The 19,686-nt window shown below is 63.3% G+C and carries 23 protein-coding genes; 14 read left to right on the top strand and 9 right to left on the bottom strand.

The window, feature by feature from the left end; all coding sequences use genetic code 11:
* Positions 1-25 precede the first annotated feature (25 nt).
* The 9 genes from AC07OJ_RS02110 to AC07OJ_RS02070 all read right to left on the bottom strand — a co-directional run bounded on the left by AC07OJ_RS02110 (position 26) and on the right by AC07OJ_RS02070 (position 7,875).
* Positions 26-673: a glutathione S-transferase family protein gene (locus tag AC07OJ_RS02110; RefSeq protein WP_495093807.1), complete on the bottom strand. Its 648-nt coding sequence runs from the start codon at positions 671-673 to the stop codon at positions 26-28.
* A 139-nt stretch (positions 674-812) separates the two neighbouring features.
* Entirely contained in the window at positions 813-1,409 is a 597-nt protein-coding gene (locus tag AC07OJ_RS02105) for a cysteine dioxygenase family protein (protein WP_065904952.1), read from the bottom strand.
* A gap of 16 nt (positions 1,410-1,425) precedes the next feature.
* Positions 1,426-2,250, bottom strand: a complete 825-nt coding sequence (locus AC07OJ_RS02100; protein WP_065904950.1) for an amino acid ABC transporter ATP-binding protein — start codon at positions 2,248-2,250, stop codon at positions 1,426-1,428.
* Positions 2,237-2,920 carry an amino acid ABC transporter permease gene (locus AC07OJ_RS02095; RefSeq protein ID WP_106804035.1) on the bottom strand — a complete coding sequence of 228 codons (684 nt, stop codon included), beginning with the start codon at positions 2,918-2,920 and terminating at the stop codon, positions 2,237-2,239. Before AC07OJ_RS02095 ends, AC07OJ_RS02100 begins: the two co-directional genes overlap by 14 nt.
* Entirely contained in the window at positions 2,910-3,635 is a 726-nt protein-coding gene (locus tag AC07OJ_RS02090) for an amino acid ABC transporter permease (RefSeq protein ID WP_495093806.1), read from the bottom strand. Before AC07OJ_RS02090 ends, AC07OJ_RS02095 begins: the two co-directional genes overlap by 11 nt.
* Positions 3,632-4,834 carry an aminotransferase class I/II-fold pyridoxal phosphate-dependent enzyme gene (locus AC07OJ_RS02085; RefSeq protein WP_495093805.1) on the bottom strand — a complete coding sequence of 401 codons (1,203 nt, stop codon included), beginning with the start codon at positions 4,832-4,834 and terminating at the stop codon, positions 3,632-3,634. The genes AC07OJ_RS02090 and AC07OJ_RS02085 overlap by 4 nt, the downstream gene beginning before the upstream one ends.
* The gene (locus tag AC07OJ_RS02080; protein ID WP_495093804.1) at positions 4,831-6,252 is read right to left on the bottom strand and encodes an FAD-binding oxidoreductase; all 1,422 of its coding nucleotides are present in this window, start codon (positions 6,250-6,252) and stop codon (positions 4,831-4,833) included. The genes AC07OJ_RS02085 and AC07OJ_RS02080 overlap by 4 nt, the downstream gene beginning before the upstream one ends.
* Positions 6,245-7,051, bottom strand: a complete 807-nt coding sequence (locus AC07OJ_RS02075; RefSeq protein ID WP_495093803.1) for a transporter substrate-binding domain-containing protein — start codon at positions 7,049-7,051, stop codon at positions 6,245-6,247. The genes AC07OJ_RS02080 and AC07OJ_RS02075 overlap by 8 nt, the downstream gene beginning before the upstream one ends.
* Before the next feature lie 2 nt (positions 7,052-7,053).
* The gene (locus AC07OJ_RS02070) at positions 7,054-7,875 is read right to left on the bottom strand and encodes a transporter substrate-binding domain-containing protein (RefSeq protein ID WP_262135699.1); all 822 of its coding nucleotides are present in this window, start codon (positions 7,873-7,875) and stop codon (positions 7,054-7,056) included.
* 243 nt (positions 7,876-8,118) lie between these two features.
* On the opposite strand from AC07OJ_RS02070, the gene AC07OJ_RS02065 reads away from it, so the two are divergent.
* The 14 genes from AC07OJ_RS02065 to AC07OJ_RS02000 all read left to right on the top strand — a co-directional run bounded on the left by AC07OJ_RS02065 (position 8,119) and on the right by AC07OJ_RS02000 (position 19,637).
* Positions 8,119-8,970 carry a LysR substrate-binding domain-containing protein gene (locus tag AC07OJ_RS02065; RefSeq protein WP_495093802.1) on the top strand — a complete coding sequence of 284 codons (852 nt, stop codon included), beginning with the start codon at positions 8,119-8,121 and terminating at the stop codon, positions 8,968-8,970.
* A 263-nt stretch (positions 8,971-9,233) separates the two neighbouring features.
* A complete protein-coding gene (locus AC07OJ_RS02060) occupies positions 9,234-10,328 on the top strand; it encodes a methyl-accepting chemotaxis protein (RefSeq protein WP_106804041.1) in 1,095 nt (364 codons plus the stop codon).
* Positions 10,329-10,371: 43 nt separating this feature from the next.
* Positions 10,372-10,737 (top strand): response regulator, encoded by a 366-nt coding sequence (locus tag AC07OJ_RS02055; RefSeq protein ID WP_106804042.1) that lies wholly within the window; start codon positions 10,372-10,374, stop codon positions 10,735-10,737.
* Between the two features lie 4 nt (positions 10,738-10,741).
* Positions 10,742-11,059, top strand: coding sequence for an STAS domain-containing protein (locus AC07OJ_RS02050; RefSeq protein ID WP_495093801.1), 318 nt, complete (start codon positions 10,742-10,744; stop codon positions 11,057-11,059).
* Between the two features lie 2 nt (positions 11,060-11,061).
* On the top strand, positions 11,062-13,041 hold the full coding sequence (locus tag AC07OJ_RS02045) for a chemotaxis protein CheA (RefSeq protein WP_495093800.1): 1,980 nt from the start codon (positions 11,062-11,064) through the stop codon (positions 13,039-13,041).
* A gap of 19 nt (positions 13,042-13,060) precedes the next feature.
* Complete coding sequence (locus tag AC07OJ_RS02040) at positions 13,061-14,695, top strand: methyl-accepting chemotaxis protein (protein WP_495093799.1); 1,635 nt, start codon at positions 13,061-13,063, stop codon at positions 14,693-14,695.
* Positions 14,696-14,706: 11 nt separating this feature from the next.
* Positions 14,707-15,234: a chemotaxis protein CheW gene (locus AC07OJ_RS02035; protein ID WP_106804046.1), complete on the top strand. Its 528-nt coding sequence runs from the start codon at positions 14,707-14,709 to the stop codon at positions 15,232-15,234.
* Positions 15,235-16,047: a CheR family methyltransferase gene (locus AC07OJ_RS02030; protein ID WP_495093798.1), complete on the top strand. Its 813-nt coding sequence runs from the start codon at positions 15,235-15,237 to the stop codon at positions 16,045-16,047.
* Positions 16,044-16,535 carry a chemotaxis protein CheD gene (locus AC07OJ_RS02025; protein WP_120448481.1) on the top strand — a complete coding sequence of 164 codons (492 nt, stop codon included), beginning with the start codon at positions 16,044-16,046 and terminating at the stop codon, positions 16,533-16,535. The genes AC07OJ_RS02030 and AC07OJ_RS02025 overlap by 4 nt, the downstream gene beginning before the upstream one ends.
* Positions 16,532-17,584, top strand: coding sequence for a protein-glutamate methylesterase/protein-glutamine glutaminase (locus AC07OJ_RS02020; RefSeq protein WP_495093797.1), 1,053 nt, complete (start codon positions 16,532-16,534; stop codon positions 17,582-17,584). Before AC07OJ_RS02025 ends, AC07OJ_RS02020 begins: the two co-directional genes overlap by 4 nt.
* 116 nt (positions 17,585-17,700) lie before the next feature.
* Complete coding sequence (locus tag AC07OJ_RS02015) at positions 17,701-18,357, top strand: response regulator (RefSeq protein ID WP_106804050.1); 657 nt, start codon at positions 17,701-17,703, stop codon at positions 18,355-18,357.
* Positions 18,358-18,470: 113 nt separating this feature from the next.
* Positions 18,471-18,614 carry a hypothetical protein gene (locus AC07OJ_RS02010; protein ID WP_495093796.1) on the top strand — a complete coding sequence of 48 codons (144 nt, stop codon included), beginning with the start codon at positions 18,471-18,473 and terminating at the stop codon, positions 18,612-18,614.
* Complete coding sequence (locus tag AC07OJ_RS02005; RefSeq protein WP_495093795.1) at positions 18,607-19,047, top strand: GNAT family N-acetyltransferase; 441 nt, start codon at positions 18,607-18,609, stop codon at positions 19,045-19,047. The genes AC07OJ_RS02010 and AC07OJ_RS02005 overlap by 8 nt, the downstream gene beginning before the upstream one ends.
* Positions 19,044-19,637, top strand: coding sequence for an FMN-dependent NADH-azoreductase (locus AC07OJ_RS02000; protein ID WP_495093794.1), 594 nt, complete (start codon positions 19,044-19,046; stop codon positions 19,635-19,637). Before AC07OJ_RS02005 ends, AC07OJ_RS02000 begins: the two co-directional genes overlap by 4 nt.
* The last annotated feature ends 49 nt before the right edge of the window (positions 19,638-19,686 follow it).

Below are 19,686 nucleotides of genomic sequence, written 5' to 3'. Positions count from 1 at the left end.
AAGTCCCAACAAAGTAAGAAAAGAGTTACTGCAACGCCAACGAACGTTCGCCCGGTGCCACTTCGCGACCCTTGGCATAGGCACGCTGCACCGCCGGCCGCGCCTGGATGCGCAAGCGCCAGGCCTGGATATGCGGGTAGTCCGCCAACTGCTGGCCCTGGCGCAACGGCTGGATCCACGGAAAAATCGCCATGTCTGCCACCGAGTACTCGCCGGCCACATACGGCACTTCGGCCAGGCGCTGCTCCAGCACCCGGTACAGGCGCGTGGCTTCGGCGTTCAACAGGTCGAGGGCGAAGGCAATCGGCTCGGGGGCCTTCTCCTTGAACAGCTGCAACTGGCTGAGATACGGGGTGATATGCCCGACCTGCCAGAACAGCCATTCCTGGACCTTCTGCCGCTCGACAGTGCCGGCCGGTGGCAGGAATTGCCCGGCGCTGTCGGCCAGGTAATTGAGGATCGCGCCGGACTCGAACAGGCTCAACGGCACCTCGGGACGGTGGTCGACAATCGCCGGGATACGCCCGTTGGCGCTGATGCGCTGGAAGTCGGCGTGCTTTTGCTGGCCTTCCCGGATATTCACCGGCACCAGGCGGTAATCCAAGCCCAGCTCTTCGAGCAGGATCCCGACCTTGAGGCCGTTGCCCGTGGGCCAGTAGTACAGATCAATCATAAAAACCCCGCCCTTTGATCATTCCCACGCTCTGCGTGGGAATGTCGTTTGGGACGCTCTGCGTCCCGGTGTCTGGCGTGACGCAGAGCGTCACAACCTGCGTTCCCACGCAGAGCGTGGGAACGATCCTCAGGAGTGCTTACAAATACGCCTTGATGGAAGGCGCCATCTGCGAGGCGTTGTAGTTGAGGATGCGGCCGTCCGCTTCCACGCCATACCGGCCGTTCAGCGACTCCAGCGGCAAGCCGTAGAGGTGGAAGTGCAACGTCGCCTGCTCGCCTTCAACCTTGATGCCGTGCAGGTCTTCACCGAGGAACGAAATCGAGGTGCCTGGTTGCACGATCACTTCTTTCTCAAGCGTCAGGGTGGTGAAGCCCGGCTCACGGCCTTCATCACTGCGGGCGTAGACGTAGTTGATTTCCTGGCCTTCCACCGCACTGATGATTGCCCACGTCTCGTGGTTATGCGCGATTGTGCTTTTGCCCGGCAACAGCGAGTTGAGGTACAGCGTCGGGGTGTCGCCATCGTCATTCAGGCGATAGCGGAAAGCGGTACTGCCCTGCCCCGGCACTGGCGCGGGGAATTCATCGAAGTTGAACAGGTCGCGCCGCTCGGCGAGGTTTTCCAGCAGGCCGACGATTTCCACCAGGGCCGCGCGGTCTACGCCGCGCTGGTTGATGACGCGGATTTGCTGCAGGAACGCTTCGATAACAGCAGCACGGTTTTCGCTACTCATGACGGTTTTCCTCTTATCAGACTGACAGGCTGTAACGGCTCAAATTGGTCAACAGGTACGGATCATGGGCGATCGGGCCACGGCGCCCGGAGTCGCCCAGGGCATGGCGCAGGAACGTCTGGGTGCGTTCGCTGGCCGGGTTCTGGAAAATCTGCGCGGCGCTGCCATGCTCGACAATCACGCCGTTTTCGGTGAAATACACGACGTCGCTGATCTCTTCGGCGAAGCGCATTTCGTGGGTGACCAACACGCAGGTCATGCCCTCCTCGGTCAGCTCGCGGATCACCGTCAGCACTTCGCCGACGGTTTCCGGGTCGAGCGCCGAGGTCACTTCGTCGAACAGGATCAGTTCCGGGCGCATCGCCAGGGCACGGGCAATCGCCACGCGCTGCTGCTGGCCACCGGAGAGCTGGCCGGGATAGGCATCGGCCTTGTGCTCCATGCGCACCTTGGCCAACAGCGCCCGCGCGTCTTTTTCTGCATCGGCACGATTGCGCCCGAGCACCTTGCGCGGGGCGATCACCAGGTTCTCCAGCACCGACAAGTGCGGGAACAGGTTGTATTGCTGGAACACAAAACCGACGCGCTTGCGCAACTCGATGCGCTGGGCTTCCTGGGCCAGCGTGTCGACCTGGGTCTGCCCGACGCGGATGCTGCCGCGCTGGGGCTGCAACAGCCCGGTGATGCAGCGCAGGATCGTGGACTTGCCCGAGCCCGACGGGCCGATGATCGACACCGCCTGGCCGCGCAGCACCTCAAGATCGATGCCCTTGAGCACCGGGTTGGCGCCGAACGACAGGTGGACATCCCGCAGGCTCACCAGCGGTTCAATAGAAGGCATAGCGGCGCTCCAGGTGTTGGGTGAGACGGGAAATCGGGTAGCAATAGGCAAAGAACAGCACCAGCAGGCTGAGGTAGATCACCACGGTAAAACCGGTCATGTTCACGGTGTTGCTGGCAATCTGCGCGGTGTCGATCACGTCATGCACGCCCACCAGCGACGCCAGCGCGGTGCCCATGGTGACCACCGCGTAGAGGTTCATCCACGGTGGCAACATGCGCTTGAAGCACTGCGGCAGGATGATCGAACGGAACAGCTGACCACGGGTGAACGCCAGCGAACGCGCGGCTTCCCACTGGGTGCTGGGGATCGAGCCGATGGCGCCGCGAAAGATTTCCGCGACGTTGGCGCTGGCCGGCAGGGCCAGGCCGATGGTGACCTTGATCCAGTCGGGAAAGGACACGTAGCTGCTGCCGATATGAATCTCGAACGGAAACACGTAGGTGGTGAAATAGATCAGTACCAGCCACGGCGCATTGCGAAATACCTGCACCCACAGCCGCGCGACAACCCCCAATGGCGATAGCGCCAGCGCGCCGATCAACAGGCCCAGCACCGAACCAATGCCAATCGCCAACAGGCTGATGAGGATGTTCTGGCCAAAGCCTGCAACCAGCGCCGGCGACCATTGCAGCAAGGCCGACAGCACCGGGAATGAATCAATGGCCATAGCCGGGCATCCTCAGGCGCGCTTCGAGCCAGCGCCCCACACAATTGACGATAAAACTCAGCAGGCCGAAGAAGCTCAGGATCAGGATCATCAGCTCCAGCACGTTGTCGCTCTGGGTCCAGATCATGATCGCGGCGTAGGTGATGTCACCCACCGCAATCGCCGAGGCCACGGCGGTCATCTTCACCAGGTCGATCAGGTTGTTGATCAGCGACGGCAAGGCAAAACGCAGGGCCAGCGGCAACTGCACATTCCACAATAATTGACGGCTGCTGAAGGCCAGCGAACTGGCGGCTTCGAGGGTCACGGCGGGCACCGCCTCGATGCCGGCGCGCAGGGCCTCGGCATGGAATGCGCCCTTGTGCAGGGAGATGACGATCACCACCCAGGCGAACGGCGTGAGCGGGTTGGCCGCGCCGACCGCCTGGGTCAGCAGCATGTTCAGCACCAGGAACGCGCAGTACAGCTGCACCAGGGTCGGCGTGTTGCGCGTGACCTCGATAAACACCCGCGCCGGCTTGGTCAGCCACGGGTTACCGGACGTCAGCATCGCCGCCAGGCTGATGCCCGCGAGCAGGCTGCCGATAATGGTGAACAGGCACAGCAGCCCCGTGGTCAGCGCGCCCTGCACCAGCGTGCCGCGCTGATAGGCATCCAGCAGAAAGTTGTAGTTCAGGCCGATACCGGCAGCCCAGTGGACGAACAGCTCCATCATTGCAACTTCCCGCAGGCGGTCGCGATCCGCCGCCCCGCGTCGGCGACACTCTCGGTCGCGGTGGCAATCGACAGGCGAAACCACGGTGACAACCCATAGGCGCTGCCTGCCACCCCGGCCACGCCCTCCTCCAGCAACCAGGCGACCACGTCGCCGTCGTTGTCGATGCGCTGGCCATCGGGACGAGAACGCCCCAGCAGCCCGGCGCAACGCACGAAGACGAAGAAGCCGCCCTGGGGTTCCAGTACTTGCAGACCGTCGACGCTTTCCAGCGCGGCGACCAGGATGTCCCGGCGCAATTGATACGCCGCAACCTGCTCGGCGAGAAAATCCAGCCCGCCGGTGTAGGCCGCCAACGCAGCCGCCTGGCCAACCGAAGAAGCACCGGAGGTCGATTGCGATTGCACCACCGCCATGGCGTCGGTGAGGGTTTTCGGCCCCGCGCCAAAGCCGATGCGCCAGCCGGTCATGGCGTAGGTCTTGGACACACCGCCCACCAGCAGGCACCGGTCCTGCAGGTCCGGAGCGACGTTTAACAGGCTCTGGGCCGGGCGACCGTCGAAGCGGATGTGTTCATACAGTTCATCCAGCAGCACCAGCACCTGGGGATGGCGACGCAGCACCGCGGCCAACGCCTGCAACTCGGTGGTGCTGTACACCGCGCCGCTGGGGTTGCCCGGGCCGTTGAGAATCAGCCAGCGCGTGTGCGCACTGATGTGCTGTTCCAACTGGGCCGGCAGCAGCTTGCAGCCCTGCTCCAGCCCGCATTCGATCAAGACCGGCTCGCCCCCGTTGAAGCGCACGCTGTCGGGAAATGACGGCCAGTACGGCGTCGGCACCAGCACTTCGTCGCCGTCATCCAGGGTGGCGGCGAAAGCATTGAAGATGATCTGCTTGGCGCCGTTGGCGATCACAATCGACGCCAGCGGATAATCCAGGTGGTTTTCTGCGGCCAGCTTGCGCTGCACTGCCACGCGCAAGGCCTTTACGCCCGGCGTCGGCGTGTACTTGGTGGCACCGGCAGCGATGGCCGCATAGGCGGCCTGCTTGATGTGCTCCGGGGTGTCGAAGTCCGGCTCGCCGGTGGTGAGGTCGAGGATGTCACGACCGGCCTCCCGCAGTTCGGTGGCGCGGGACTTGGCGGCGGCATTGGCGGACAGCGACACCCGCTGCACGCGCCGGGACAGGCGTACGTTCATGGCTGCACCTCGAGGACTTTGCCGGGATTGAGCAGGTTGTGCGGATCCAGCGCCTGCTTAATGCGGCGCATCAGGTCCAGTTCCACCGCGCTTTTATAGCGACCCAACATGCCCACCTTGCGCTGGCCGATGCCGTGCTCGGCACTGATCGAGCCGCCATGCGCGTGGGCGCTGTCGTGCACCATCGCGCTCAACTCGGCGTACTGCGCCATGTGCGCCTCCACCGTCGAATCGAGTGGATGCGCCACGTTGTAATGCAGGTTGCCGTCGCCGAGGTGGCCGAAGGTGAAGTTGCGCACGCCGGGGAAATGCTGCTGGAGCACGGCATCCGTGTGCGCGACGAAGGCTACCACCTGGGAAATCGGTACCGAGATATCGTGCTTCATATTGCGCCCGGCGCGCCTTTGCGCCTCGCTCATGTTCTCGCGCAGCAGCCACAGCGCTTCGCTTTGCGCCAGGCTTTCGGCAATCAGCGCGTCTGCGATCAAGGCCTGCTCGAAGGCTTCACCGAGCACGCGCTCAAAGGCTTCGCGGGCATGCTGTTCGCCGTGGTTGTCGGAGAGTTCGATCAAGGCATACCACGGCTGGCTCGCGCCCTTGAACGGCTGCGGGCCGTCCGGGAACTGCTCGCGCAGCAACGCCAGGCAATCGGCGCTGAGCAATTCGAAGGCCGTGAGATTGGCGCCAAAACCGGCGCGGGCGTGGGACAGGAATGCCACGGCCTGGGCCAGTTGATCAAAGGCCAGCAACGCGGTGGCCTGGGCCAAGGGCTGCGGGAACAGCTTCAGGGTGGCCGCGGTAATAATACCGAGCGTGCCCTCGCTGCCAATGTACAAATCGCGCAGGTCGTAGCCGGTGTTGTCCTTGCGGAGACCGCGCAGGCCGTGCCAGATCTCGCCTTCGGCGGTCACCACTTCCAGGCCCAGGGTCAACTCACGGGTGTTGCCGTAACGCAGCACGGCGGTGCCGCCGGCATTCGTGCCGAGGTTGCCGCCAATCGTGCAACTGCCCTCGGCACCGAGGCTCAGGGGGAACAGGCGGCCGGCAGCGCGGGCCACGTCCTGCACGTGTTGCAGGATACAGCCGGCTTCCACCGTGAGGGTGTCATTGTCGGTATCGACCTGGCGCACGCGGTTCATGCGGTCGAGCAGCAGCAACACCGAACGCCCGCTGGCATCCGGCGTGGCACCGGCCATCAGGCCGGTGTTGCCACCCTGCACCACGATCGGTGCCTTCAACGCCACGCAGGCGCGCACCACCGCCGCCACTTCCTCAGTGTTCGCCGGGTGTACCGCCGCAATCACCTGCCCGGTGTAGCGCCCCTGCTTGTCGGTGAGGTACTGCGCCGCCTCGTCATTGCGGTGTACATGGGCCGCGCCGAGCAGTTGCTGCAAGGTGGCGAACAACGCATCACTCATGGCTGTAGTGCTCGTGCAGGTCGCGCAGGGCCTGGGACGGCGCCATGCCGGTACGCTCGCCGAGGGCGATCAGGAAGCCGCTCTTGTGCCAGTCGCGCACAATGGCATCGAGCTTGGCCTGGGTGTCGTGTTCGCCCTTGCGAATCCAGATCACCGATTTGGACGGGATCAGGTCGCCCGGCAACGGGATCTCATAACCGGCCCACTCGGCATCGCTGAGCAATGCGTGCATGGTCGGGCTGACGTGCACCGCCGCCACGCAGCCATTGCCGCGCAGCGACAACAGCGATTCGGACTGACTGCGGAACGCCTTGATCTGCGCGCCGTAGGTCTCCTGCAGTGGCTTGATGAAGTTGCTGCCCTGGGACACGCACACCGGCTTGTCCTTGAGGTCGGCCCACTGGGTGATGCCCGTGCCCTTGCGAATCAAGGCCGCGCCGCCGACTTCTTCATACGGCGTCGGCACGTAGTCGAGAATCTCGGCGCGCTCTTCGGTGAACTGCATATTGGCGATCAGGATGTCGACCTTGCCCTGCTGCAGGAACTGCACGCGGTTGGGCGCCAGCACCGAGACTGTCCGGGTCTCGACGCCCAGCGCCTGGCCAATGCCCTTGGCCAGTTCGACGTTGTAGCCCAGGTGCTCGCCGGTCTTCGGGTCGAGGGTGCCGAACGGCGGCCCACTGAGGATCACACCGACGCTGATGGCGTGGCGCTGCTGGATCTTGTCGAGGGTAGCGTCGGCGTGTGCGAAGCCGGCGCACAGGGCCAGGCCGAGGGCGGCCAAGTTTTTGATCTGCATGCTCAGGCGCCCTTGAACTGGTTTTGCAATTCCACCAGGGCCGGCGACGCCGGGCTGATGCGGTTGCGGGTCTGGGCGTCGATCAGCCAGCCACTGCGGTGCAGTTCCTTGACGATCGGGTCGAGCTTGGCCTGGGTATCGTTTTCGCCGCGACGGGTCCAGATCACCGACGGTGCCGGGTTGAGTTCCGGGCTGATCGCGCGGTAATCCTTCCATTCGGCGCTGTCGTTGATCAGCGGGTTGATCAGCGTGGAGTCATGCACCGCCGCCACGCAGTTGTTGCCACGCAGCGCCAGCAGCGATTCGGAGGAGCTCTTGAACGCCTTGATCTGCGCACCGAACTCGGTCAGCGGCTTCACATAGCTGCTGCCCTGGGAGGTGCAGACGGGCTGGTCCTTGAGGTCTTCCCAACGGGTGATCTTGCTGTCCTTGAGCACTGCGGCGGTGCCGCCGATACGGTAGAACGGGGTCGGGACAAACCCGAGGATTTCACCGCGCTCGGCGGTCCACTCCATGTTGGCGATCAGCAGATCGACCTTGCCCTGTTGCAGGAACTGCACGCGGTTGGCCGGCAACACCGGCACCAGTTGCACCTGGGCCTTGAGTTGACGCCCCAGCTCGTTGGCCAGGTCGACGTTCAAGCCCTTGGGCTGTTGCGTGGCCGGGTCGATGCTGCCGAACGGTCCGCCGGACAACAGCACGCCGACCACCAGCACATGGCGCTGCTCGATCTTGTCCAGGGTCGCATCGGCCTGCGCCGCCACACTGCCGCCCAGGGCGATCATCGACCCAAGGGCCACCGGCAACCATTTCTTCAACATCATTGGACTTCCCCCTGGCTAATGATCGGCGTACCCCGACCTGATGGAGGGGCATGCTAGGGAGTGTGCAGGGGCAACGGAAATGCAAATATCTCATATCGTTATAACTTGCCGTATCGGCACGACCTGCAGTTTCGGCATAACCCATGTTTTACTGGGCGCGGTAAAAATCTGCTTCACGCATACATAAATATCTGTAATGTTTAACTTCACACCCTTGATGTAAAACCGCCCCTGGAACCGGCCATGTCGACCCTCGACCTTGAACTCCTGCGCACCTTTATCGCCGTGGTCGACCACCACAGCTTCGCCGAAGCCGGCACGCACCTGTCTCGCACCCAATCGTCCGTGACCCAGCACATGCAGCGCCTGGAGCAGCAAGTGGGGGTCAGCCTGTTCGAGAAGCGCGGCCGGCAGAAACAGCTGACCGAGCCGGGCATGCAGCTGCTGCGGCATGCCCGGCAGATGCTGTCGCTGAATGACGACGCGCTGAATTCGCTGCGCGAGAGCAGCCTGAGCGGCGTGCTGCGCATTGGCTCGCCGCACGATATCGCCGACACCATCCTGCCGCCGATCCTCAGCCATATCGCCCGTTCCGCGCCGCGCCTGCGCCTGGAAATCGATGTGGGCCGCAGCCCGTTCCTGATGGATGACCTGCACCGCGGCAAGGTCGACATGGTGATTTCCACCCGCTCCGACCCCAACCTGGAAGGCTTCGCCCTGCGCACCTCGCCGGTATGGTGGATCTGTTCAGCGCAGTACATTCATTCGCCGAGCGAGCCGTTGCCGCTGATCCTTGTCGACGAGCCGAGCATCTATCGGCGCTACGCGCTGGAGGCCCTGGAGCGGGCGAACATCCCCTGGCGCCAGGCGTACCTGGCGTCGAACTTGATCGGGATCAAGGCCGCCACTCGCGCGGGCCTGGGCGTGACGCCACGGAGCATGGAGATGCTCGGGCCGGACATGCGCGTGCTCGGCGAAACGGATGGATTGCCGCGCTTGCCGGAAGTCACCTACTACCTGTGGATCCGGCCGAATACGGCAAACCCGATTGCGCGCAAAGCGTATGACCTGATCCGCGGCAGCCAAGGCCTGTGAGGGAGGCCTGGCTCGGCGTGAGCGACCCTTACGCCGAAACCCTACTCCGAACTCCCTGCCTTGCCTGCACCCCGCAATCGACGCTGCTCTTGCAACCCTTGGGTGCAACGCTTTTTACCTGATCGACCGGTCGACTTGTTACCCGCCCAAAGCCCGCTTGGTTTTGTAGGACATAACCTACGGATTAAGGGTTGTCCTTATACTGACATCATTACGCCATCGCTATCATCCGCCGATCTGACACCCTGCAACGGAAGCTGGCGATGCGCATTTACCTTGGGGCCTGGCTCGGCCTCGCATTGGCAACCATCGGATTGGTTGTACCCGTCCACCTGTTACCCCACGCCGGACTGCTGCTGAGCAGCCTCGCCCTGCTCGCCCTGCGCCCGAGAAAAACCGCCAAAGCCGCTGCCACCAGTCATTCCCAGACGCCGGTTGAATCGGTCGTGACGCACGCCAGCGCTGGCGACTGGCAACTGATCGAGGGCGTCGCTCCGAGCTGGCGCGACAGCCTGGGGCAAACGCGGGCCTTGCTGCAAAGCAATATCGGCGAGCTGTTCCAGCGTTTCCACAACATCGCCCAACGCCTCGAACAGAGCCTCGACAATTCCAACGACGTGCTCGGCAACGGCGGCGTCGGCGAAAGCCTGCGCGATGCCAACCAGCGCCTGCACGAAGTCACCGAATCGTTTCGCGCCAGCAGCCAGCGCCAGCATGCACTGCTCGACACCATCAGCCACCTGGACAGCTACGCCAGCCAGTTGCAGCACATGGCCCGCCGGGTCCAGGAGATTGCCAAGCAAACCAACCTGCTGGCGCTGAATGCGGCTATCGAGGCGGCCCGGGCCGGTGAGTACGGCCGCGGTTTTTCGGTGGTCGCCGACGAAGTGCGCAAGCTTTCCACGCTGTCGGCCGAGACCGGCCTGGCCATGGATGAGAAGGTCGGCGAGATCACTCACGCGATCCAGACCACCATCGAGGCGGCCGCCGAACTGGGCACCAGCGAACAGAGCAACCTGGATTTCCTCAGCCAGTCGGTGAGCGGCGTGATGAGTCGCCTGGGCGACAACCTCAACCAGTTGTCCGACGCCTCCCACGCGCTGCAGCACGATGCCCGCGAAACCCAGCACGACATCCAGGCAATCATGGTCAGCCTGCAGTTCCAGGACCGCACCGACCAGATGCTCGAACACGTACAGAGTGACCTGCAGGACCTGCTCGACGCCATCGTCGCCAACGACCCGAGCCTGCACGACGCTCCTGCCTGGCTGGACCGGCTACGTCAGCGCTTTACCACTGATGAAGAACGCCATGGCCAGCCCAAGACCCCTTCCAGCGCCGAAGTGACATTTTTCTGAGGCGACGACTTTCCAGTTAATTTCACTTTCGAGGGAGCCGAACATGGCCAAGACCATACTAATCGTCGATGACTCGCAGTCCATGCGCCAACTGGTCAAGATGACCCTCACCGGCGCCGGCCACCAGGTCCTTGAGGCCTGCGACGGGCGCGATGCACTGACCAAGCTGACCGGGCAAAAGATCAACCTGATCATCAGCGACGTGAACATGCCGAACCTCGACGGCATCGGCCTGGTGAAAGCGGTCAAGGCGCGCAACGAATACCGCTTCACGCCCATCATCATGCTCACCACCGAAAGCGAACAGTCGAAAAAAGCCGAAGGCCAGGCAGCCGGCGCGAGGGCCTGGATCGTCAAGCCGTTCCAGCCGCAGAACCTGTTGGCGGCCGTCGAAAAGTTGATGGGCTGAGCCCATGTTCACGCTGACCCCTTCCGCTTTCGGCGGCCCGACGCGCATTCGTATCGACGGTGACCTGAGCATTTATCAGGTCGGCGAGGCGCGTGATGCCTTTGTCGCGCTGTTGCCGCTCAACGCCGACGCCTGGCAGCTTGACCTGGCCGGCATCGGCGATTTCGACAGTGCCGGCCTGCAATTGCTGCTGGTGATGCAACGCGCACTCAGCCAGGGCGGTAGCCCGGTCACCGTGGTCGATGCCGCCCCGGCCGTGCGCGAAACCCTCGCACTGCTGCGCCTGGAATCACTGTTCCCCAACGCTCGGATCGAGGATTGACCATGCTCACTGGCGAACAGTGGAACCAATTGCTCCAGGGCTTCCTGAGCGAAGGCCGGGACTTGCTCAAAGATGCCGAAGACAGCCTGCTTCAACTGGAAACCGCGCCCGAAGACAGCGACGCGGTCAACGGCTTGTTCCGCGCCGTGCACACGTTGAAGGGCTCGGCGGGTATTTTCTCGCTGACACCGCTGGTCAATCTCACCCATCACCTTGAAAGCCTGCTGATGCAAGTGCGCGACGGCCAGCGCACGCTCAATGAAGACCTCACCTCGTTGATGCTGCGCTGCATGGACGAACTGCGCCGGATGCTTGAAGCCGTCGACCCCGCCACCGGCGAGATGCACACCGACCTGGCCCAACAGGCACTGTTGCTCGACGCCCTGGCCCAGGCGCGTGGCCTGAGTGACGACACGCTCGTCGTCGACAGCGTGCCGGCCGCGCCGACTGTCGGCGCCAATGCGCAACTCTGGCAACTGTCGATCGACTTCAGCGAGGCGCTGTTGCGCAACGGGTTCGATCCGGCGGCCTTCCTGCGTTACCTCAGCCGCCTGGGCGAAATCGTCACCCTGCACACCTGCACCGATCGCCTGCCGGGCCTCGACAGCTTCGACCCCGAAGCCTGTTACCTGGGCTTTACCTTGACCCTGCGCAGCGCCGCGAGCCGCGAGGAGATCGCCGACGTCTTCGACTTCATCGTCGACTTCTGCACCCTCACCCTCGAACCCTGCACCGAGCCTGCGCCCACCCTGGCCGCGCCCGCCGAAAAAAAATCGCCGGCCCGCGACCGCCGTCCGCAAGACACCAGCATGGTCAAGGTCCCTGCGCACAAGCTCGATGAGCTGATCAACCTGGTTGGCGAGCTGGTCATCAGCACCGCCGGTGCGCAGATGCAGGCCAAACGCACTGGCGACAATGCGTGTATCGAAAGCGCCTTGGCCGTGCACCAGCACGTCGAGCAGATCCGCGAGAGCGCGCTGAAACTGCGCATGGTCGAGGTCGGTGAAACCTTCAACCGCTTCCACCGCGTGGTCCGCGATGTCAGCAAGCAACTGGGCAAGCACATCCAACTGGGCATCCGTGGCGGCGACACCGAGCTGGACAAAACCGTGATCGACAAGATCGCCGATCCGCTCACCCATCTGGTGCGCAACGCTATCGACCATGGCATCGAGTCGGCCGCCGAACGCCTCGCAGTCGGCAAGCCCGCCGAGGGCAACCTGCAGCTCAACGCCTACCATGACTCCGGCATGATCGTGCTGGAAATCAGCGACGACGGGCGCGGTCTGAATACCGCACGGATTCGCGAAAAAGCCATCGGCAAAGGCCTGATCGAGGCCGAGGCGGTGCTCAACGAGGCCGCGATTCACCGGCTGATTTTCGAAGCCGGCTTTTCCACCGCCGAACAGGTGTCCGACCTCTCCGGGCGCGGCGTTGGCATGGACGTGGTGCGCAGCGCCATCGAGCAATTGCGCGGCAGCATCGAGATCGAGTCGCAGCAAGGCCTGGGCTGCACCTTCCGGATTCGCCTGCCGCTGACCCTGGCGATCATTGACGGTTTTCACGTGGGCGTGGGCCAGGACAGTTTTGTCATCCCGCTGGACATGGTCACCGAATGCATGGAGGCCAGCGCCGCGTCGCTCACCAGCCAGTACGGCTACCTCAACCTGCGCGGCACGCCGCTGCCGTGCATAGCCCTGGATCAACACTTCGGGCTGCCCGCAAGCACTGCCCGGCGCCGCAATATCGTGGTGGTCAGCCAAGGCCGGCAGCACGCCGGATTGATCGTCGACCACCTGTTGGGCGAGCTGCAAACCGTGATCAAGCCACTCGGCCAGATGTTCCAGCACCTGCGCGGCATCAGTGGCTCGACCATCCTCGGCTCCGGGCAAGTGGCGCTGATCCTGGATGTCCCCAGCCTGTTCCGACAGCTGCAGGCCCCTGCCGCCCTCGACGTATCCCTTTTAGAACCCCTTGCCTAGCCTTTTCAGGAGAAACCGCATGCAATTTGTTCGCAACATGAAGATAGGCATCCGACTCACCGCCGGTTTCCTGGTGGTCGTCGCGTTGACCGCGATCATCGGGTTTATCGGCATCCGCAACCTCGAACAGGTGAATGGCCTGTCCGACCGCATGTACGAGCTGGACGTCACGGGCTTGAGCACCCTGCAGGAAGCCAATATCCAGCTGATCGTCGCCGGCCGCTCGATGCGCCAGAGCCTGTTGTCGACCAACCACGCGGCGCGTGAGCAGGCGGCGAACCAGGCCAAGGCCGCACTGGATAAAACCCGCACGCTGATCAACAGCGCGCGCGCCAGCTTTATCACCAAGGAAGGCATGGCGCAGATCGACCAGCTGGAAACGCCGCTCAAGGACTACGAAAACCTGGTGCACCAGGTGTTGACCCTGCATCAGCAGTCCAGCCAGTTGCAGGAGACCAGCGACGTCACCGACCTGCTGCCCAAGGCCGTGGTCAGCGGCGAGCAGATCGACCGCCTGATCGGCGAAGTCAGCCGCTACAAACAGGAGCGCGCCAAAGAGGCCAATCAGCAAATCTCCGATATCGCCGACCGCTCGCGCCTGCAAATGATCGCGCTGGTCCTCGCCGCCACGCTGTTTGGCGTGGTCATTGGCGTGCTGGTCACGCGCAGTATCACCAAGCCGCTCAACGGTGCGGTGGCCGCCGCCAACCGCATGGCCGCCGGCGACCTGAGCCAGGACCTGCAGGCAGACAGCCGCGATGAAACCGGCCAGTTGCTCGCGGCCATGCAAAACATGACCGAGCGCCTGCGCAGCATCCTCGGGGATGTGCGCAGCTCCGCCGATTCACTCTCCTCGGCCTCCGAACAAGTCAGCTCCACCTCGCAGTCACTGAGCCAGGCCGCCAACGAACAGGCGGCCAGCGTCGAGCAGACCAGCGCCTCGGTCGAGGAAATGTCGGCGTCGATCGCCCAGAACACTGAAAGCGCAAAAATCACCGACGGCATTGCCGGCAAAGCCGCCAACGACGCGGTGCAAGGCGGTGGCGCGGTCAGCGACACGGTGCTGGCGATGAAGCAGATTGCCGACAAGATCAGCATCATCGACGACATCGCCTACCAGACCAACCTGCTGGCGCTCAACGCTGCCATCGAGGCGGCCCGCGCCGGTGATCACGGCAAAGGCTTCGCGGTGGTCGCCGCCGAAGTGCGCAAGCTCGCCGAACGCAGCCAGGTGGCGGCCCAGGAGATCGGTCAAGTTGCCTCCAGCAGCGTGCACCTGGCCGAACAGGCTGGCCGCCTGTTGAACGAAATCGTCCCGAACATCCAGAAAACCTCGGACCTGGTGCAGGAAATCACTGCCGCCTCGCAGGAACAAAGCAGCGCCGCCGGTCAGATCAATATCGCCATGGGCCAGATGAACCAAATCACCCAGCAAAACGCCGCCGCCTCGGAAGAGCTTGCCGCCACCGCCGAAGAAATGAACGCCCAGGCCGGACAATTGCAGGAGCTGATCGGCTTCTTCCGCTTCGAACAGGACGGCCCCGCACTCAAGCGTGGCCTGCCGCGCAGCCAGGACAACTACGCCAGCGCGTCGCCAAGCTGGTCCAAGGGCAGGACGACGGTCGATGAAGGCCAGTTCGTCAGTTTCAATTGAGCACCGCGCCCATGACTTCTCTTGCCAACCAACGTTTTCAAACCGTCGACTCACTGGCCGAACCCCTGAGCATCCAGCACTTGTCGTTTCGCGTGCGTGACGCGGACTATGCGCTGCCGATCGAACTGGTGCGCGAGATCATCGAATACGCACAAGTGACGGCCGTGCCGATGATGCCGGCGTTTATCCATGGCGTGATCAACCTGCGCGGCAATGTCGTGCCGGTGCTGGACCTGGCTGCGCGCTTTGGCTTCGAGCTGACCCGCGCGGGCAACCGCACCTGCATTGTCATCATCGAACTGGCCTTGAGCGACAGCACCCAGGCCATCGGCCTGGTCGTGGATGCCGTCGACGCGGTGCTCGACATCGACCCGCAGCAGGTGGTCGCACCGCCGCCGTTCGGCGCCGGGATCCGCACCGACTTCATCGCCGGCATGGCCCGCAATGAACAAGGTTTCACGATCATTCTCGATATCGCCCAGGTATTGTCGCTGGATGACATCGCGCAATTGAGCCTTGCCGTCACGAACGGCCTTTGAATGTCTGCGCTTTTAACCCTGCCGACACTCGCCGAACACGAGTTTCGCCGCTTGCAGAAACTCATGGCCGAGGCTTCGGGCATCCAGTTGGCGCCCAACAAACGCCCGCTGGTCGCCGGCCGCCTGATGAAGCGCCTGCGCCACTATCGGCTGGGCAGCTACGCCGATTACTTGCAGTTGCTCGACAACCCGTTGTTCATCAAGGAGCGGCGGCTGGTGGTGGATTTGCTCACCACCAACGAAACGTACTTTTTTCGTGAGCATCCGCACTTCGATTTCTTCGGCGAATGGTTGGCCCGCCAGCGCGGACCGCAGAAGATCTGGAGTGCCGCCTGTTCCTCCGGCGAAGAGCCTTACAGCCTGGCAATGGTTGCCAGCGAAAACGCGCGCACGCAGGACTGGTCCATCGTCGCCAGCGACCTGAGCCAAAGCATGCTCGCGCGGGCCCGCGACGGCATCTATGACATGGCCCAGGCCAAGTATTTTCCCGAGGGTTGGCTCAAGCGCTATTGCCTGAACGGCGTCGGCGACATGAGCGGGCGATTTCGCGTGCAGGCCGCGCTGCGCGAGCGCATCACCCTGCGCGAGATCAACCTTACGCAACCGCTGCCAGAGGCACTCGGGCCTTTCGACGTGATCTTTTTGCGCAACGTACTGATCTATTTCAACAACGAAGAGAAACAGCGGATTGTCCGGCGCCTGATTACCCAGCTGCGCGTCGGCGGCCTGCTGTTTATCGGGCACGCGGAAAGCATCCACGGCTTTGATCTGCCGATGCGCCTGACCTGCCCTTCGGTCTACGAGCTTTTATGAAACCTTCGATATTCCTGCACCCCGGCGATTACTTCTTCGGGACCCACGACGGCGTGGTCACCACCTTGCTCGGCAGTTGCGTCGCGGTGGTGCTGTGGCACCCACACCGGCGGCTGCTGGCGGTCTCGCACTTCCTGCTGCCCAACGATCCCGGCGCAGGCACACGCCTGGACACCCGTTACGGCGAGTCCGTGTTCAAGCGCATCCACGCCGACATGGCCCGCCACGGCACGCAACCTACGGAGTACCGCAAGGGCATTTTCGGCGGTGGCAGCCTGGTGCGCTTCGAAGGCAACCCACGGCGCAGGGTTGGCGCCGGCAATAGCGCTTTTGCGCGTGAACAGTTCAGCCTGCGCAATTGGTCGGTCGACACCTGGGACCTCAACGGCGACCATTACCGACGCCTGCAGGTCAACGGCCGCAGCGGTGCAATCGAGTGCCTGCGCAACGGCCTGCCGTCGCCGCCGGTACGGAGCCTGCCGCGATGATCAAGGTGTTTATCGTCGACGACTCGGCGCTGGTGCGCCAGGTGCTCACCAGTTGCCTGGCCAGCCACCCACGGATCACGGTCATCGGCCAGGCGGCCGACCCGCTCTACGCCATCGAGAAAATGCGCCGCGACTGGCCGGACGTGCTGGTGCTCGACATCGAAATGCCGCGCATGGACGGCCTGACCTTCCTGCGCCAGCTCATGCGCGAACGGCCGACGCCGACCATCATCTGCTCGACGCTGACCGAGCAGGGCAACAGCGTCGCCGTCGAGGCGCTGTCGGCAGGCGCCGTGGGGGTATTCACCAAGGCGCGGCTGGGGCTCAAGCAAAGCCTGGAAGCGTTGTCGGCCGAGTTGATACGCAAGATCGAGGACGGCGCCAAGACCCGTCCACGCGCCCTGACCGCGACGGTGACGGCGCCTGGCGAGGACAGCCGGATTGCACCGGTCAACCGGCTGCGCACCACCGAAAAAGTCGTCGCGCTCGGCTGTTCCACCGGTGGCACGCAAGCCCTCGAATTTGTCTTGCGCCAATTGCCACGTGACTGCCCGGGGATTGTCATCGTTCAACACATGCCGGAAAAATTCACCGCCGACTTTGCCCGGCGCCTGGACAAGCTCTGCCAGATCGAAGTGCGCGAGGCCAGGCATCTGGATCGGGTGCACAGTGGCCTGGCATTGTTGGCCCCCGGCGGCTTGCATATGCAACTCAAGCGCAGCGGTGCGCACTACCAGGTCGAGGTTGTGGACGGCCCGCCGGTTAACCGGCATAAACCTTCGGTAGACGTGCTGTTTCGTTCGATCGCCAGGCATGCCGCGCCCAGCGCCTTGGGCATGATCATGACCGGCATGGGCGACGACGGCGCGCGCGGGCTGCTGGCAATGCGTGAAAATGGCGCGCAGACCATCGCCCAGGATGAAGCCAGTTGCGTGGTCTTTGGCATGCCCAGGGAAGCGATCAAACTGGGCTCGGCCCAAGCCGTTGAACCGTTGAATAAATTCTCCCGCTTGATCCAGGAGTTTGGCGATAACGCGCGCCACGGCTGAAAAGTCTTCACACTCTGCGACCTGCGCGTTAACCCCTGTAGACACGGACGCTACACAGTAAATTACAGCAGCGAGATCAACGCTGCCTCTTGTCTCTGCGATTTGGGCTGAAGCCTATGCGTTGTCGAATCCTTGTAGCGAATGTATATCCCCTGTTACGTGCCGGCCTGCGTGCACTCCTGGAGCAAAAAGAGCCCTACGAAGTCATCGCGGAAGCCGACAGTGAGAGCACCACCCTCGAACTCGCCTCGAGCCTGCAACCGGACATTATTGTGTTCGACATGGATATCGAACGGGTTGCCTGCATGAAACTGCTCAAGAGCCTGTCGATCAGCGCGCCGGCCAGCCGCATCCTGATGATCTCGACCCACAAGGATTCCAGCTTCGTGATGCAGTGCCTGCAACTCGGCACCAAGGGCTATCTGTTGAAAAGTGCCAGCGTGCTTGAGCTCGAACTCGCGCTGGAGGCGCTCAAGAGCGGCGGCCAGTACCTGTCGGTGCCGGTTGTGTCGTTGGTGGTCAGCCAGGCCGTCAAGCAGACTCGCGAGGAAACCAAGCCCATCTCGCACTCGAAACTGACCGTGCGCCAACTGGAGATACTCCGGTTGATCGCCCGCGGCGAAACCACGCGCAATATTGCCCAAGGCCTGCGGCTGAGCATCAAGACGATCGAGGCACATCGCTCGCAGATCATGCATCGCCTGCACATCCATGATGTCGCCAGCCTGGTGATGTTTGCGGTACGCGAAGGGATCGTGCAGATAAACGACTAAGACCGGCCTCCCCGCCCGGTGATCCGGCTCCGCCACGCACGCCCCGCGCACTGCACTTCAACGCCGCCCCACAGGCGCTACGCCTGATCATGTCCCAGGCCACTTGTCCATTCATGCCCCTGTTGGTTCGCCTGGCTACCCGCGAAAATGGCGCCTCTCTTGCGTGCCACCAGGAACTGCCCATGCCTTCTCGCCTCAACAATGCCCCCGCCACCTGCGCCAGCCAGGCGCGCCAGGAGCACTTCAACCATGCATGAGTCTGTCGAGTTCGTAGCGATGCAAACCGAGGCCGATTGCATCGCCAGCTTTGCGCTGATGCAGCAACTGCGCCCTCACCTGACCGACGCCAGCGCCTTCGCCGCGCAGGTCCAACGGCAACGGCAAAACGGCTACCACCTGTTGGCCGCGCGCGAGCACGGCAAGGTGATTGGCCTGGCCGGCTACCGGCTGACGGAAAACACCCTGTATGGCCGGTTTATCTATGTCGATGATTTAGTCGTGGACGCCGCACTGCAGCGTCGACGCCTGGGCGAACAACTGCTCGAGCGGGTCCGCGAAGAAACTCGCGCCCGTGGCTATCGCTGGTTGGTGCTCGACACCGGCATGCACATGGCCCTGGCCCAGCGTTTCTATTTCCGCCAGGGCCTGTTGCCGCTGGGCATGCATTTCTCCCAGGACCTGAGCCAATGACCCGCGCCCTGTTGCTGAGTTTCAGCCCGCATGGCAAGGCAGCGCAGACCTTCAAGCTGGCCCGTGCCCTGCTGCGCGACCTGGTACCGGACGCCGCAGTGACGGAGCGCGACTATGGTGGCCAGGCCCTGCCACCGTTGAGCCGCGAATACGCCAACGCCCTCACCACCCCGGGCGGCTTGAGCGGCAGCGCCACCGCGCGATCGGAGGAGTTGATCGTCGAGCTGGAGGCCTGCGACCTGCTGGTCATCTGCACCCCCGTGCATAATTTCAGCGTGCCGGCGGCGCTCAAGAGCTGGATCGACCATGTGGTGCGCATCCAGCGCAGCTTCACGGTGAATGCGCAGTTCGAAAAAGTCGGCTTGCTCAAGGACCGCCGCACCTTTGTGCTGGTCAGTTCCGGCAATGCCCGCAAGGGCCATGAGCCGGACTTCCTGACGCCGTACATGCACGCCATCCTGGCCACGGTGGGCATCCACACGGTGGATTTCGTCTACCTGGGCGCAATGGTGCGTGGCGCGGAAGCGGTCAACCGCGCGGTGGAACTCGCCCACCGGCAACTGTCCGAGGCAATCAGCTCTGGCCTATAAAAATAATGGCGCTAGAATCAGCGCCATTCTTGCGCCCGCCTCCCTGACA

It is taken from the genome of Pseudomonas sp. GW821-FHT09C08, from assembly GCF_059418125.1.
The sequence above is the reverse complement of the archived record's forward strand: the minus strand, read 5'-3'. Positions and strand labels throughout refer to the sequence as shown.

Bases quoted from the DNA above. Each gene is read 5' to 3' on its own strand.
- AC07OJ_RS02015 (WP_106804050.1), top strand. From the start codon at position 17,701: ATGCGTTGTCGAATCCTTGTAGCGAATGTATATCCCCTGTTACGTGCC.
- AC07OJ_RS02080 (WP_495093804.1), bottom strand. From the start codon at position 6,252: ATGAGTGATGCGTTGTTCGCCACCTTGCAGCAACTGCTCGGCGCGGCC.
- AC07OJ_RS02035 (WP_106804046.1), top strand. From the start codon at position 14,707: ATGACTTCTCTTGCCAACCAACGTTTTCAAACCGTCGACTCACTGGCC.
- AC07OJ_RS02030 (WP_495093798.1), top strand. From the start codon at position 15,235: ATGTCTGCGCTTTTAACCCTGCCGACACTCGCCGAACACGAGTTTCGC.
- AC07OJ_RS02045 (WP_495093800.1), top strand. From the start codon at position 11,062: ATGCTCACTGGCGAACAGTGGAACCAATTGCTCCAGGGCTTCCTGAGC.
- AC07OJ_RS02040 (WP_495093799.1), top strand. From the start codon at position 13,061: ATGCAATTTGTTCGCAACATGAAGATAGGCATCCGACTCACCGCCGGT.
- AC07OJ_RS02020 (WP_495093797.1), top strand. From the start codon at position 16,532: ATGATCAAGGTGTTTATCGTCGACGACTCGGCGCTGGTGCGCCAGGTG.
- AC07OJ_RS02110 (WP_495093807.1), bottom strand. From the start codon at position 673: ATGATTGATCTGTACTACTGGCCCACGGGCAACGGCCTCAAGGTCGGG.
- AC07OJ_RS02065 (WP_495093802.1), top strand. From the start codon at position 8,119: ATGTCGACCCTCGACCTTGAACTCCTGCGCACCTTTATCGCCGTGGTC.
- AC07OJ_RS02025 (WP_120448481.1), top strand. From the start codon at position 16,044: ATGAAACCTTCGATATTCCTGCACCCCGGCGATTACTTCTTCGGGACC.
- AC07OJ_RS02005 (WP_495093795.1), top strand. From the start codon at position 18,607: ATGCATGAGTCTGTCGAGTTCGTAGCGATGCAAACCGAGGCCGATTGC.
- AC07OJ_RS02060 (WP_106804041.1), top strand. From the start codon at position 9,234: ATGCGCATTTACCTTGGGGCCTGGCTCGGCCTCGCATTGGCAACCATC.
- AC07OJ_RS02075 (WP_495093803.1), bottom strand. From the start codon at position 7,051: ATGCAGATCAAAAACTTGGCCGCCCTCGGCCTGGCCCTGTGCGCCGGC.
- AC07OJ_RS02100 (WP_065904950.1), bottom strand. From the start codon at position 2,250: ATGCCTTCTATTGAACCGCTGGTGAGCCTGCGGGATGTCCACCTGTCG.
- AC07OJ_RS02085 (WP_495093805.1), bottom strand. From the start codon at position 4,834: ATGAACGTACGCCTGTCCCGGCGCGTGCAGCGGGTGTCGCTGTCCGCC.
- AC07OJ_RS02055 (WP_106804042.1), top strand. From the start codon at position 10,372: ATGGCCAAGACCATACTAATCGTCGATGACTCGCAGTCCATGCGCCAA.
- AC07OJ_RS02095 (WP_106804035.1), bottom strand. From the start codon at position 2,920: ATGGCCATTGATTCATTCCCGGTGCTGTCGGCCTTGCTGCAATGGTCG.
- AC07OJ_RS02105 (WP_065904952.1), bottom strand. From the start codon at position 1,409: ATGAGTAGCGAAAACCGTGCTGCTGTTATCGAAGCGTTCCTGCAGCAA.
- AC07OJ_RS02050 (WP_495093801.1), top strand. From the start codon at position 10,742: ATGTTCACGCTGACCCCTTCCGCTTTCGGCGGCCCGACGCGCATTCGT.
- AC07OJ_RS02000 (WP_495093794.1), top strand. From the start codon at position 19,044: ATGACCCGCGCCCTGTTGCTGAGTTTCAGCCCGCATGGCAAGGCAGCG.
- AC07OJ_RS02010 (WP_495093796.1), top strand. From the start codon at position 18,471: ATGCCCCTGTTGGTTCGCCTGGCTACCCGCGAAAATGGCGCCTCTCTT.
- AC07OJ_RS02090 (WP_495093806.1), bottom strand. From the start codon at position 3,635: ATGATGGAGCTGTTCGTCCACTGGGCTGCCGGTATCGGCCTGAACTAC.
- AC07OJ_RS02070 (WP_262135699.1), bottom strand. From the start codon at position 7,875: ATGATGTTGAAGAAATGGTTGCCGGTGGCCCTTGGGTCGATGATCGCC.